11 protein-coding genes are annotated in these 12,908 nt (G+C 75.2%); 10 read left to right on the top strand and 1 reads right to left on the bottom strand.

Annotated features, from left to right (window positions below):
• The first annotated feature begins 23 nt into the window (after positions 1-23).
• From OG700_RS31210 to cobI, 4 genes are read left to right on the top strand one after another with little or no spacing between them, the layout of a single operon-like run.
• On the top strand, positions 24-2,090 hold the full coding sequence (locus OG700_RS31210; RefSeq protein ID WP_405619405.1) for a putative cobaltochelatase: 2,067 nt from the start codon (positions 24-26) through the stop codon (positions 2,088-2,090).
• Positions 2,090-2,689 (top strand): cob(I)yrinic acid a,c-diamide adenosyltransferase, encoded by a 600-nt coding sequence (cobO, locus tag OG700_RS31205; protein ID WP_405619403.1) that lies wholly within the window; start codon positions 2,090-2,092, stop codon positions 2,687-2,689. Before OG700_RS31210 ends, cobO begins: the two co-directional genes overlap by 1 nt.
• A 29-nt stretch (positions 2,690-2,718) precedes the next feature.
• Positions 2,719-4,233, top strand: coding sequence for a cobyrinate a,c-diamide synthase (locus tag OG700_RS31200; protein ID WP_405619401.1), 1,515 nt, complete (start codon positions 2,719-2,721; stop codon positions 4,231-4,233).
• Positions 4,230-5,003: a precorrin-2 C(20)-methyltransferase gene (gene cobI, locus OG700_RS31195; protein ID WP_405619399.1), complete on the top strand. Its 774-nt coding sequence runs from the start codon at positions 4,230-4,232 to the stop codon at positions 5,001-5,003. Before OG700_RS31200 ends, cobI begins: the two co-directional genes overlap by 4 nt.
• 26 nt (positions 5,004-5,029) lie before the next feature.
• Here cobI and OG700_RS31190 read toward each other — a convergent pair whose 3' ends face one another.
• Positions 5,030-5,794 carry a ZIP family metal transporter gene (locus OG700_RS31190; RefSeq protein WP_405619397.1) on the bottom strand — a complete coding sequence of 255 codons (765 nt, stop codon included), beginning with the start codon at positions 5,792-5,794 and terminating at the stop codon, positions 5,030-5,032.
• 108 nt (positions 5,795-5,902) lie between these two features.
• On the opposite strand from OG700_RS31190, the gene cobM reads away from it, so the two are divergent.
• From cobM to cobC, 6 genes are read left to right on the top strand one after another with little or no spacing between them, the layout of a single operon-like run.
• Positions 5,903-6,739, top strand: a complete 837-nt coding sequence (cobM, locus tag OG700_RS31185; protein WP_405619395.1) for a precorrin-4 C(11)-methyltransferase — start codon at positions 5,903-5,905, stop codon at positions 6,737-6,739.
• A complete protein-coding gene (gene cbiE / locus OG700_RS31180) occupies positions 6,736-8,013 on the top strand; it encodes a precorrin-6y C5,15-methyltransferase (decarboxylating) subunit CbiE (protein WP_405619393.1) in 1,278 nt (425 codons plus the stop codon). Before cobM ends, cbiE begins: the two co-directional genes overlap by 4 nt.
• A complete protein-coding gene (gene cobJ / locus OG700_RS31175) occupies positions 8,010-10,223 on the top strand; it encodes a precorrin-3B C(17)-methyltransferase (protein WP_405619391.1) in 2,214 nt (737 codons plus the stop codon). Before cbiE ends, cobJ begins: the two co-directional genes overlap by 4 nt.
• Entirely contained in the window at positions 10,220-10,867 is a 648-nt protein-coding gene (locus tag OG700_RS31170; RefSeq protein ID WP_405619389.1) for a precorrin-8X methylmutase, read from the top strand. The genes cobJ and OG700_RS31170 overlap by 4 nt, the downstream gene beginning before the upstream one ends.
• Positions 10,864-11,832 (top strand): sirohydrochlorin chelatase, encoded by a 969-nt coding sequence (locus OG700_RS31165; protein ID WP_405619387.1) that lies wholly within the window; start codon positions 10,864-10,866, stop codon positions 11,830-11,832. The genes OG700_RS31170 and OG700_RS31165 overlap by 4 nt, the downstream gene beginning before the upstream one ends.
• Positions 11,816-12,892: an Rv2231c family pyridoxal phosphate-dependent protein CobC gene (gene cobC / locus OG700_RS31160; protein ID WP_405619385.1), complete on the top strand. Its 1,077-nt coding sequence runs from the start codon at positions 11,816-11,818 to the stop codon at positions 12,890-12,892. The genes OG700_RS31165 and cobC overlap by 17 nt, the downstream gene beginning before the upstream one ends.
• The last annotated feature ends 16 nt before the right edge of the window (positions 12,893-12,908 follow it).

Genomic DNA, 12,908 nt, shown 5'->3' with positions numbered 1-12,908 from the left:
CTGACCCATGCCCTGGAGGCACTGTGAGTACGCCTTACCCCTTCACCGCCATCGTCGGGCAGGCCGATCTGCGGCTCGCGCTGCTGCTCAACGCCGTCTCCCCCGCCATAGGCGGTGTGCTGGTACGCGGCGAGAAGGGCACCGCCAAGTCCACCGCCGTGCGTGCGCTGTCCGTGCTGATACCGGAGGTGTCCGTCGTCGTCGGGTGCCGGTTCTCGTGCGATCCGGCCGCTCCCGACCCGGCGTGTCCGGACGGGCCGCACGAGGCGGGCTCCGGCGTGTCGCGGCCCGCGCGGATGGTCGAACTGCCCGTCGGCGCCTCCGAGGACCGGCTGGTCGGCGCGCTCGACATCGAGCGGGCGCTGGCGGAAGGCGTGAAAGCGTTCGAGCCCGGCTTGTTGGCCGACGCGCACCGGGGTGTGCTGTACGTCGACGAGGTCAACTTGTTGCACGACCACCTGGTGGACCTTCTGCTGGACGCCGCCGCGATGGGCGCCTCCTACGTAGAGCGTGAGGGTGTCTCCGTACGGCACGCCTCCCGCTTCCTGCTCGTCGGGACGATGAACCCCGAGGAGGGTGAGCTGCGGCCCCAACTCCTCGACCGGTTCGGGCTCACCGTCGAGGTGGCCGCGTCGCGGGACCCTGACCTGCGGGTCGAGGTCGTACGGCGGCGGCTCGCGTACGACGACGACCCCGCCGCGTTCGCCGCGCGCTGGGCCGACGAGGAGGACGGGCTGCGGGCGCGCATCGTGGCCGCGCGGGCGCTGCTGCCCGAGGTACGTCTCGGGGACGCGGCGCTGCGGCAGATCGCGGCCACGTGCGCCGCGTTCGAGGTGGACGGCATGCGGGCCGACATCGTGATGGCGCGGACGGCGACGACGCTCGCCGCGTGGGCCGGGCGCACGGTCGTGCTGGCCGAGGACGTACGGCAGGCGGCACTGTTGGCGCTGCCCCACCGTCGGCGGCGCAATCCGTTCGACGCGCCGGGGCTGGACGAGGACAAGCTGGACGACACGCTGGAGGAGTTCGGCGGCGGGGACGGCGACCAGGGCGACAGGCCCGATGACGATCCGGACCCGGACGGGCCTGACGGTGGCGGACAGCCGCCGCAGGACGGCCCGCAGGACGGCTCCCCCGAGGCTCCGCGGGACTCGCCCGCCCAGCCGGAACCCGCCGAGCCCGCCGAGCCCGCCGAGGGCGACCAGGCCGGCCGGCCGCAGGCACCCGGCGGCGGTGAGCAGTCCGCCGTACGGGCCGCCGAGCCCTTCCGTACGAAGGTGCTGAGCGTGCCCGGAATCGGGGAGGGCGCCGCCGGGCGGCGCTCCCGGGCGCGGACCGAGCACGGGCGGACGACGGGATCGCGGCGGCCCCAAGGGGCGCTCACCAAGCTGCACTTGGCGGCCACTGTCCAGGCCGCCGCCCCGCACCAGCGGGCGCGCGGGCGTTCGGGGCGCGGGCTGGTGGTGCGGCGTGACGATCTGCGGCAGGCGACCCGTGAGGGCCGCGAGGGCAATCTGGTGCTGTTCGTGGTGGACGCCTCCGGGTCGATGGCGGCGCGGCAGCGCATGTCCGCCGTGAAGGGCGCGGTGCTGTCGCTGCTCCTGGACGCGTACCAACGGCGCGACAAGGTCGGTCTGATCACCTTCCGTGGGAAGGACGCCACGGTGGCTCTGCCGCCGACCTCGTCGGTCGACGCGGCGGCCGTACGGCTGGAGACGCTGCCCACGGGCGGGCGTACCCCGCTGTCGGCCGGGCTCATGAAGGCGCACGACGTCCTGCGGGTGGAGCGGATGCGTGATCCCGCGCGGCGCCCGCTGCTCGTCGTGGTCACGGACGGGCGGGCGACCGGGGGGCCGGATCCGGTGGCGCTCGGCACGCGTGCGGCGCGGCTGCACGCCGCCGATGGCACGGCGTCGGTGGTCGTGGACTGCGAGTCGGGGCCGGTCCGGCTCGGGCTGGCGGTGGCGCTCGCGGGCGAGCTGGGCGGCACGGCCGTCACGCTCGACGAGTTGCGTGCCGACAGCATCGCGGGGCTGGTCAGGGACGTACAGGGCGCCGCGCGGGGCGCACATGGCAGGAGGGCCGCCTGATGCCGCAGGGACAGCCGGCCGTCGTGCCGGACGACGGGCTCACCACCCGGCAGCGCCGCAACCGCCCCCTCGTCGTGGTCCACACGGGCATCGGCAAGGGCAAGTCGACGGCCGCGTTCGGGCTCGCGCTGCGCGGCTGGACGCAGGGCTGGCCGATCGGGGTGTTCCAGTTCGTCAAGTCGGCGAAGTGGAAGGTCGGCGAGGAGCACGCGCTGAAGGTGCTGGGGGCGAGCGGCGAGGGCGGTTCGGTGGCCTGGCACAAGATGGGCGAGGGCTGGTCCTGGGTGCAGCGCGACCGGCAGCTTTCCAACGAGGACGCGGCGCGGGAGGGCTGGGAGCAGGTCAAGCGCGATCTGGCGGCGGAGACGTACCGGCTGTACGTGCTGGACGAGTTCGCGTACCCGATGCACTGGGGCTGGGTGGACACCGACGAGGTCGTACGGGTGCTGCGGGAGCGGCCGGGGACCCAGCATGTCGTGATCACCGGGCGGAACGCGCCGGAGGCGCTGGTCGAACTCGCCGATCTGGTCACGGACATGACGAAGGTCAAGCATCCGATGGACGCGGGGCAGAAGGGGCAGAGGGGCATCGAGTGGTGAACGCCGCCCCGGTTTCCGCCGGTTCACGGGTGACGGTGCCACGTCTTGTCATCGCCGCGCCTGCCTCCGGCAGTGGCAAGACCACCGTCGCCACCGGGCTGATGGCGCTCCTGGCCGGGCGCGGTCTCGCCGTGTCCCCGCACAAGGTCGGGCCCGACTACATCGACGCGGGCTACCACGCGCTGGCGACGGGGCGGCCCGGCCGCAACCTCGACGCGTACCTGTGCGGTACGGAGCTGATCGGCCCGCTCTTCGCGCACGGCGCGGCGGGCTGCGACCTGGCCGTGATCGAGGGCGTGATGGGGCTCTACGACGGAGCCGCCGGGCAGGGCGAACTCGCCTCCACCGCCCAGGTCGCGAAGCTGCTGCGGGCGCCGGTGGTGCTCGTCGTGGACGCGTCGTCGCAGTCCCGGTCGGTGGCGGCGCTGGTGCACGGCTTCGCGTCGTGGGACCCGGAGGTGCGGATCGGCGGGGTGATCCTCAACAAGGTCGCGTCCGGCCGGCACGAGGAGCTGCTGCGCGAGGCGCTGGACGAGTCGGGGGTGCCGGTGCTGGGGGTGCTGCGGCGGGCGGGCGAGATCGAGACGCCGTCGCGGCATCTGGGGCTGGTGCCGGTGGCGGAGCGGCGGGGGGACGCGGTCGCGGTGGTGCGGGGGTTGGCGGAGCGGGTGCGGGTGGGGTGTGACGTGGAGGGGTTGCTGGCGTTGGCGCGCGGTGCGCCTTCTTTGGAAGTGGGGGTGTGGGATGCGGGGGTCGCCTGCGGCGGGCCTGTTCCCCTACCCGCCCCTTCCCACAACCGGGGCTCAGCCCCGGACCCCGTACGGCCTTCGGCCGTGCCCTCACACGCCGGGCGGGCTGCTTTTCGGGGCTCCGACCCGGACCCCGCGCCTCAAACGCCGGCGAGGCTGGATTTCGCGCCGGAGGCGCTGGGAGCGGGGCCGGACAGGCCCGTCGTCGCCGTTGCCGGTGGGGCCGCCTTCACGTTCTCGTACGCCGAGCACGCCGAGCTGCTGCGCGCCGCCGGGGCCGATGTCGTCGTCTTCGATCCCCTCCGGGACGAGCGACTGCCCGCCGGGACGAGGGGGTTGGTCATCGGCGGCGGGTTTCCCGAGGTGTACGCGCCCGAGTTGGGCGCCAATGAACCCCTCCGTAAGGAGGTCGCCGAACTCGCGCGTTCCGGCGCCCCCGTGGCCGCCGAATGCGCCGGGCTGCTCTATCTGGCGCGGTCGCTCGACGGGGCGCCGATGTGTGGCGTGCTCGACGCCGACGCGCGGATGTCGGAGCGGCTGACCCTCGGGTACCGGGAGGCCGTCGCCGTCGGGGACAGCGTCCTGGCGGTGGCCGGCACCCGGCTGCGGGGGCACGAGTTCCACCGGACGGTGCTCGAACCGGGGGCCGGCGCGGCGCCCGCGTGGGGGCTGGTGCGGCCCGAGCGCCGGGTGGAGGGATTCGTACAGCGGGGGGTGCACGCGAGCTATCTGCATACGCACTGGGCGGCGGCGCCCGGTGTGGCACGGAGATTCGTCGAAAGGTGCACGGCATGAGCGGCAACGATCGGGCGGGCGGCCGACTCGTCGGGGTCGGCGTGGGACCCGGTGACCCCGAACTGGTGACGGTGAAGGGCGTGCGGTGCCTGCGGGAGGCAGCTGTCGTCGTCGTCCCCGTGATGGCGGCGGCCGACGGCACGGACGGCGGGGAGCCCGGCCGGGCCGAGGCGACCGTGCTGCACTACGTCGGCGCCGAGCACGTCGTACGGATCGTCTTCGCGCTCAACGAGCGCGCCGACCGGACCCGCCGCGAGGCCGCCTGGGACGCGGCGGGCGGGCGCGTCGCCGAGCTGCTGCGCGCGCATCCGTACGGAAGCGTGGCGTTCGCGACGATCGGCGACCCGAACGTCTACTCGACCTTCACCTATCTCGCCCAGACCATCGAGGAGTTGGTGCCGGGAACGATCGTGGAGACCGTGCCCGGGATCACCGCCATGCAGGATCTCGCCGCCCGTGGCGGCGCCGTACTGGCCGAGGGGACGGAGCCGCTGACGCTGGTGCCGGTGACGGCGGGCGCCTCCGTACTGAAGGACGCCCTGGACGGCCCCGGCACGGTCGTTGCGTACAAGTTCGGGCGGCTGGCGGCCGAGGTCGCTGCGGCGCTGCGGGAGACCGGTCGTACGGAGGGCGCGGTGTGGGGGTCGGCGCTCGGGCTGCCGGAGGAGTCGATCCGGCCCGCGTCCGAGCTGGAGCGCGGGCCGCTGCCGTACCTCTCGACGCTCATCGCACCCGCGCGGCGCGACGGCGGGCGCGGGGGCAAGCTGTGAGCGCGTCGCTCGCGGACCGGTGCGCGTCAGCCGGCCAGCGCCACCACCAGCCAGATGAAGCCGACGCCGCCGACGGTGCACAGCAGCGTGGACAGCGCGGGGTGTTCGTGGTGGGCCTCGGGAAGGATCTCGGCGGCGGCCAGATACAGCAGCGCGCCACCGAAGAATCCGAGATAGCTGCCCAGAAGTTCCTCCGGAAGGGTGAACAGCAGCGTGGAGGCCGCGCCGACGACGGGCGCGACCGCGTCGGCGAGGAGCATCGCGACGGCTCTGCGGCGGTCGTTCCCGTAGAGGCTGGTGAGCGTGTACGTGTTGAAGCCGTCGGCGAAGTCGTGGGTGATGACGGCGAGCGCGACGGTCGCGCCCATGCCGCCGCCGACCTGGAACGCGGCGCCGAGCGCGATGCCGTCCATGAGGCTGTGCAGGACCATCGCCGACGCGGCCGTCAGTCCCACCTCGGGCGCGCGTTCGGCCCGTCCGGCGGCTCCGCCGTGGCCGTGCGGGGTCTCGGCGTCCGCCGCGCCGTGCGCGGCCCGGCGGACGGCCAGCAGCCGCTCCACGACGTGCGCGAAGAGGAATCCGCCCACGAACAGCAGGAGCGCCCTGTGTACGCCGAGGAAGTCCTCGCCGGCCGCCTCCATGGCCTCGGGCAGCAGTTCGAGGCCGACCACGCCGAGCATCAGCCCGCCGGCCAGGCCGAGTACCAGATGGCGGCGGTCGGTGACGCGCTGCGCCGTCCAGCCGCCGAAGAGCGTCATGAGGAACGCGCCGAGCGCGACGATCACCGCCATACGCCCTTGCTAGCCGATGGGACCCCGGGTCCGCACGTTGATGTTCACCCCTTCCGCTCCCCCGCCCCGTTGACCCGTTGACCCGTTGACCCGAGAGGATCGCCGCTCATGACCGATACCACCGCCACCACCGGCAAGGTGACCTTCGTCGGTGCGGGCCCCGGCGCCGCCGACCTGCTGACCTTCCGTGCCGCACGCGCCATCGCCGCCGCCGATGTCGTCATCTGGGCGGCCAGCCTGGTGCAGGCCGAGGTGCTCGACCACGCGCGCCAGGGCGCCGAGATCCTGGATTCGGCGGCGCTTTCTTTGGAGGACGTCGTCGCCGTGTACGAACGGGCGGTGCGCGACGGACTGAAGGTCGCCCGGATCCACTCCGGCGACCCGGCCCTCTGGGGCGGTACGCAGGAGCAGGTCGACCGCTGCGACGCGCTCGGTCTGGAGGTGGAGATCGTGCCGGGGGTCTCGTCGTTCTCCGCCGTCGCCGCCGTCGCGGGGCGGGAGTTGACGATTCCGGAGGTCGCGCAGTCGGTGATCCTGACCCGGCTGGGCGGCGGCAAGACGCCCATGCCGCCCGGTGAGGAGGTGCGGGAGTTCGCCAGGCACGGCACGACGATGGCGGTGTTCCTGTCGGCCGCGCGGTCGGGACAGCTCACCCAGGAACTGCTGGAGGGCGGCTATCCGACATCGACGCCGGTCGTCGTCGCCCACCAGGTGACCTGGCCCGAGGAGTTGGTGGTGAGCTGCACCCTCGGCACGCTGGAGGAGACCGTCAAGGAGCACAAGCTCTGGAAGCACACGCTGTTCCTGGTGGGGCCCGCGCTGTCCGCGTCGGGAACCCGCTCGCACCTCTACCATCCGGGCCATTTCCACGGCTTCCGGCGGGCCGACCCCGCCGCCCGCAGGGCGCTGCGCGAGGAGCGGGCGGCCCGGGGCGCCGCGCGGTGATCACGGTCATCGGTACGGGGACGGGGACACCGCTGTCCGTGGACAGCCTGCGCGCGGTGGCGGAGGCGACGCTGGTCGTCGGTGGGCGGCGGCATCTCAAGGAGGCCGCGTCGGAGGCAGGGCTGCCCGAGCGGATCTCACGGGTGGTGCTCGGGCCGCTGCCACCGGCGCTGGACGCGATCGGGCGCCACCACGCCCGTGGGAGCGCCGCCCGCGTCGTGGTGCTGGCGTCCGGCGACCCGGGGCTGTTCGGGATCGTACGGGCGCTGGCCGGGCGATTCGGGCCGGCGGCACTCGACGTACGGCCCGCCGCCCCGTCGGTCGCCGTGGCGTTCGCCCGGATCGGTCTGCCGTGGGACGACGCGGTCGTCGTCAGCGCGCACGGACGCGACCTCCGTACGGCGGTCAACGTCTGCCGCGCGCACCCCAAGGTGGCCGTGCTGACCGGTCCGGGAGCCGGGCCGGCCGAGCTGGGCGCCGCGCTCGCGGGCACCGGGCTGCCGCGCACGCTCGTCGTGGCGTCGGCGCTGGGCGACCCGGACGGCGAGCGGGTCGAGCACGTGTCCCCCGCCGACGCGGCGGCCCGCGCGTGGCCGGAGCCGCTCACGGTGGTGCTGTGCCTGGACGACGCGCGGGCGCACGCCCCGGTGCCGCGCACCCTGGCCGGTCGCGGGCCGGGGCCCGCGCGCTGGGCGCTGGGCGAGGAGGAGTTCGCGCACCGCGACTCGATGATCACCAAGTTCGAGGTACGCGCGCTGGCGCTGGCCAGGCTCGGGCCGAGGACGGGCGATCTGGTGTGGGACGTCGGCGCGGGCTCGGGGTCGGTGGCCGTGGAGTGCGCGCGCTTCGGTGCGGCGGCGATCGCGGTGGAGAAGTCGTCCGACGGTGTCGGGCGGATCCGCGCCAACGCGCTGGCGCACGGCGTGGACGTCCAGACCGTGCACGGGTCCGCGCCGACGGCGCTGGACCAACTGCCCGATCCGGACGCCGTGTTCGTCGGCGGCGGGGGCCGCGAACTGCCCGCCGTCGTCACCGCGTGCGCGCGCCGGGCGCGCCGGACGGTCGTGGTGTCGGTGGCCGCGCTGGACCGGGTGCCCGTGGTGCGGGACGCGCTGTCGGCCGCCGGGTTCGCGACCGGCGGCGTACTGCTGCACTCCTCGCGGCTGGCGCCGCTGCCCGGCGAGGTGACCCGGCTCGCGGGCACCAACCCCGTCTTCCTGCTGTGGGGCGACCGCCCCGCCGATTCCCACCCTCTACGAGGAGCGACCCAGTGATCGGCCTGATCTCCGCCACGGCGGCGGGCGCCGTGGCCCGCGACCGGCTGGCCACGGCCTGGCCCGGCCGCACCCGCGTCTACGACGGCCCGGTGCGCGAGGCGGTGGAGCGCGCGTTCGCCGAGTGCGAGCAGTTGGTGTGCTTCCTGGCCACCGGGGCGACGGTACGGCTGCTGGCCCCGCTCCTGACGGACAAGGCGTCGGACCCCGGCGTCGTGTGCGTGGACGAGGCGGGCCGGTACGCGGTGGCGCTGCTCGGCGGCCACGGCGGTGGCGCCAACTCCCTGGCGGCGGAGGTCGGTTCCGTCCTGGCCGCGACCCCGGTGATCACGACGGCGACGGACGCCGTCGGCGTCCCCGGCCTGGACACGCTGGGTCTGCCGGCCGAGGGCGCGGTGGCGTCGGTGACCCGCGCGATGCTCGACGGCACCCCGGTGACGCTGCACGCGGACGCGGTGTGGCCCCTGCCGCCGCTGCCACCGAACGTGCGGCCGGGGGCACCGCTCGGCGCGGGGGCCGTCGCGCCGTTGGGTGGGCGCGGCGGGCGTCTCGCGGCGGGGCGGGCGGCGCCGGAGGCCGTGGCACGCCCGGTCACGGGCTCGGCGTACACGGAAGGCGCCCCGCAGGGCGTCCCCGTGCCCCCGCACGACTCCACCCGCGCACCCACGCATCGATCGGCCGACGCGGCGACCGGGGAGCCGACCGCCGGGGCACCGGAGGCCGAAGCCCCGCAGGTCGCGACGACGATAGGGCGTCGCGCCGCGAAACGGCCGGTATCCGGCGGGCCAGGGGGCGCCACGGCGTCCGCGCAGCCGGTCTCGGCGTACGGGCGCCTCCCCGCGGAGCGGGCGGCGGCCGGCCCGGTCGCGACATCGGCGGACGGCGCCGCTCTCCCGCCCGCGCACCCGCCCGCGCACCCGCCCGCGCACCCGCCCGCGCTCCCGCCCGCGCTCCCGGAGCGACCGGCCGGCGCCGCCGCCCCGCAGGACCCCGCCCCCGAACAGCCGCGCGCCGCGCGGCTGTTCGTCACCGACCGGGTCGTGGCGCTCGGGCCGACGGACGCCGTCCTTCGGCCGCCGTCGCTCGTCGTCGGTGTCGGCGCCAGCAAGGGCGCGGGCGTCGACGAGGTGTACGGGCTCGTCCGGGACGCCCTGCGGGCCGCCGGGCTCTCGCCGCTCAGCGTCGCGGAGTTGGCCACCGTCGACGCCAAGGCGGACGAGCCCGGCATCGTCGGGGCGGCCGACCGGCTCGGGGTGCCCGTGCGGACGTACCCGGCCGGCGCGCTCGCCGCGATCGCCGTGCCCAACCCCTCGGACGCGCCGCTCGCGGCCGTCGGCACCCCGTCCGTCGCCGAGGCCGCCGCGCTCGCCGCCGGGCGGGGCGGTGAACTCCTCGTACCGAAGCGGAAGTCCAGCCCCGAGGGGCGGCCCGCGATGGCCACGTGCGCCGTCGTACGCCGCGCGCCGCGCGGGCGGCTCGCCGTCGTCGGTCTCGGCCCCGGGGCGCGGGACCTGCTGACGCCGCGTGCGACGGCCGAACTGCGGCGCGCGTCGGTGCTGGTCGGGCTCGACCAGTACGTCGACCAGATCAGGGACCTGCTGCGGCCCGGCACACGCGTGATCGAGTCGGGGCTCGGGCACGAGGAGGAGCGGGCCCGTACGGCGGTGTCCGAGGCCCGGGCGGGGCATGCCGTGGCGCTCATCGGCAGCGGCGACGCGGGCGTCTACGCGATGGCGTCGCCCGCGCTCGCCGAGGCGGCCGACGACATCGAGGTGGTCGGCGTACCGGGGGTGACGGCCGCCCTGGCCGCCGCGGCCCTCCTCGGCGCGCCCCTCGGGCACGACCACGTCTCGATCAGCCTGAGCGACCTGCACACTCCGTGGGAGGTCATCGAACGCCGTGTCCGCGCGGCGGCCGAGGCGGACATCGTGGTGACCTTCTACAACCCGCGCAGTCGCGGCCGGGACTGGCAACTGCCCAAGGCGCTCGCCCTGCTGGCGGAGCACCGTACGGCGACGACACCCGTCGGAGTCGTACGCAACGCGTCGCGCCCCGATGGCACCACCCACCTCACCACGCTCGCCCGGCTCGATCCGGCGACGGTGGACATGATGACGGTGGTGATGGTGGGCAACACGGCCACGCGTGAGATCGCGGGCCGCATGGTGACGCCACGGGGCTACCGGTGGCAGTCGGAGGGAGCCCGGTGAACCCCGAGCGTGTGGTCACTCCCCGCGTCGTCCATCCCATCGAGCAGGAGTCGTTCCGCAGGCTGCGCGCCCGCGTCGGCACCTCGCACTTCGCACCGCTGACCCGCGCGGTCGTGGAGCGCGTCATCCACTCGGCGGCCGATCCGGCGTATGTGACCGATCTCGTCTGCGACGAGCCCACGCTGACCGCCGCGCACGCCGCGCTGCACGCGGACGCGCCGGTCGTCGCCGACGTGGAGATGGTCGCCGCCGGGATCACCCGCCGCACCGCCGTGTGCCGTCTCAAGGAGGCCGTGTCGGGGCCGGGGCTCACCCGTTCCGCGCACGCGGTGCGCCTCGCGTACGAGCGGGTGGGGCCGGGCGCGATCTGGGTGATCGGCTGCGCGCCCACCGCACTTGAGGAACTGCTGCTCCTGGACGCCGCGCCCGCGCTCGTGATCGGGCTGCCGGTCGGCTTCGTCGGCGCCGTCGAGTCCAAGGCCGCGCTGCGCGAGAGCGGGCTGCCCGCGGTCAGCAACATCTCGGAGAAGGGCGGCTCCGCCGTGGCCGCTGCCGCGCTCAACGCCCTGCTCTACCACCCGTACGACCCACCCCATCCGCACACCCCGCCCCGCCCTCACCAGCCCGCCAAGGAGAACGCGTGACCACCCCCCGACCCGCACTGCTCATCGCCGGCCACGGCACCCGTGACACGGGGGGCGCCGAGGCCTTCCGGGAGTTCGTACGGGAGGTGGGCAGGCGCCATCCCGAACTGCCCGTCGCGGGCGGCTTCATCGAGCTGTCGGCGCCGCCCATCGGCGACGCCGTGGCCGGACTCGTCGAGCGGGGCGTCACGCGCTTCGCTGCGGTCCCGCTGATGCTGGTGTCCGCCGGACACGCCAAGGGCGACATACCGGCCGCGCTGAAGCGCGAGAAGGAGCGCCACCCGGGCATCTCGTACACCTACGGCCGTCCGCTGGGCCCGCACCCGGGTCTGCTCACGGTCCTCGAACGGCGCCTGGACGAGGCGCTGGCGGGCCTGGCGGGGTTCGACGGCGACAGGTCCGAGGTGACCGTACTGCTCGTGGGGCGCGGCTCGACCGACCCCGACGCCAACGCGGAGGTGCTGAAGGCGGCGCGGCTTCTTTGGGAGGGTCGCGGTTACGCGGGCGTGGAGACGGCCTTCGTGTCACTGGCCGCGCCGGACGTGCCGAGCGGGCTGGAGCGCTGCGTACGGCTCGGGGCGCGCCGGATCGTGGTCCTGCCGTACTTCCTGTTCACCGGGATCCTGCCGGAGCGCGTGGTGCGCCAGACGCGGGAGTGGGCGGCGGCGCATCCGGAGAGGGAGGTGGTGTCGGCCGATGTGGTGGGACCGGCCGAGGAGTTGCTGGATCTGGTCATGGAGCGCTACCGCGAGGCGGTGCGGGGTGATCTGCGGATGAACTGCGACTCGTGCGTCTACCGGATCGCGCTGCCCGGCTTCGAGGACAAGGTGGGGGCGCCGCAGCAGCCGCACTTCCACCCGGACGACGACGGTCACGACGGCCACGGCCACGGCCACGGGCACGGCCACGACGGCCACGGGCACGATCATCACCACGGCCACGGCAGTCATGCGCACGCCCACTGACACCCACAGCACGGACCGGCACGACCTCGGCCATCACGGCGACGCCGAAGTACGCGACGACGGCGCGGAGTTGACCAACCTCGCGGTCAACGTCCGCCCCGGCACTCCCCCCGACTGGCTGTGCGAGCGGATCGCCGCGTCGCTGACCGGCCTCGCGGCCTATCCGGACGGGCGTGCCGCGCGGGCCGCCGTCGCCGCGCGGCACGGGCTGCCGGTGGAGCGTGTGCTGCTGACGGCGGGCGTCGCGGAGGCGTTCGTCCTGCTCGCCCGCGCCCTGGCGGCGCGCCGCCCCGTCGTGGTGCATCCGCAGTTCACGGAGCCGGAGGCGGCGCTGCTCGGCGCCGGGCACACGGTGCGTCGGGTACTGCTCGACGCCGGTGCCGGCTTCCGGCTGGATCCGGCCGCCGTGCCCGACGACGCGGATCTGGTGGTGGTCGGCAATCCGACGAATCCGACGTCCGTGCTGCACCCGGCCGACGTCCTCCTGCGACTGGCGCGCCCGGGGCGGACGCTGGTCGTCGACGAGGCGTTCATGGACGCGGTGCCCGGGGAGCCGGAGGCGCTGGCGGGACGCCGCGACGTGCCGGGGCTCGTGGTGCTGCGCAGCCTGACCAAGACGTGGGGGCTCGCCGGTCTGCGGATCGGCTATGTGCTGGCGGAACCGGCGACGGTCGCGGCGCTCGCGGCGGCCCAGCCGCTGTGGCCGGTCTCGACGCCCGCGCTGGCCGCCGCCGAGGCGTGTATGACGCCCGCCGCGCTCGCGGAGGCCGGGTCGGCCGCCCGGCGCACGGCGGCGGAGCGGGCTCATCTGCTGGCCGGGCTGGCCGAGTTCGACGGGGTGCGCGCCGTGGAGCCGGCGGCGGGGCCGTTCGTCCTCCTACGGATGGAGTCGGCCGACGCCGTACGGGAGCGGCTGCGCGCGCTGGGCTTCGCGGTGCGGCGCGGCGACACGTTTCCGGGGCTCGGGCCGCGGTGGCTGCGGCTCGCGGTACGGGACCGGGCGACGACGGACCGCTTCCTCCGGGCGCTGGGCCAGGCCCGGGAGGCGGTCCGTCCCTGAGGCCGGTTCACCGCCA

The sequence above is a fragment of the Streptomyces sp. NBC_01508 genome, from assembly GCF_045040315.1.
Taxonomy (GTDB): domain Bacteria; phylum Actinomycetota; class Actinomycetes; order Streptomycetales; family Streptomycetaceae; genus Streptomyces.
Note: the sequence above shows the minus strand (reverse complement) of the source record. Positions and strands in the feature narration are given on the sequence as shown.

What these genes read in the sequence shown, in the direction of transcription:
- cobI (WP_405619399.1), top strand. Translation starts at nt 4,230, where the DNA reads ATGAGCGGCAACGATCGGGCGGGCGGCCGACTCGTCGGGGTCGGCGTG.
- cobC (WP_405619385.1), top strand. Translation starts at nt 11,816, where the DNA reads ATGCGCACGCCCACTGACACCCACAGCACGGACCGGCACGACCTCGGC.
- cobO (WP_405619403.1), top strand. Translation starts at nt 2,090, where the DNA reads ATGCCGCAGGGACAGCCGGCCGTCGTGCCGGACGACGGGCTCACCACC.
- OG700_RS31190 (WP_405619397.1), bottom strand. Translation starts at nt 5,794, where the DNA reads ATGGCGGTGATCGTCGCGCTCGGCGCGTTCCTCATGACGCTCTTCGGC.
- cobM (WP_405619395.1), top strand. Translation starts at nt 5,903, where the DNA reads ATGACCGATACCACCGCCACCACCGGCAAGGTGACCTTCGTCGGTGCG.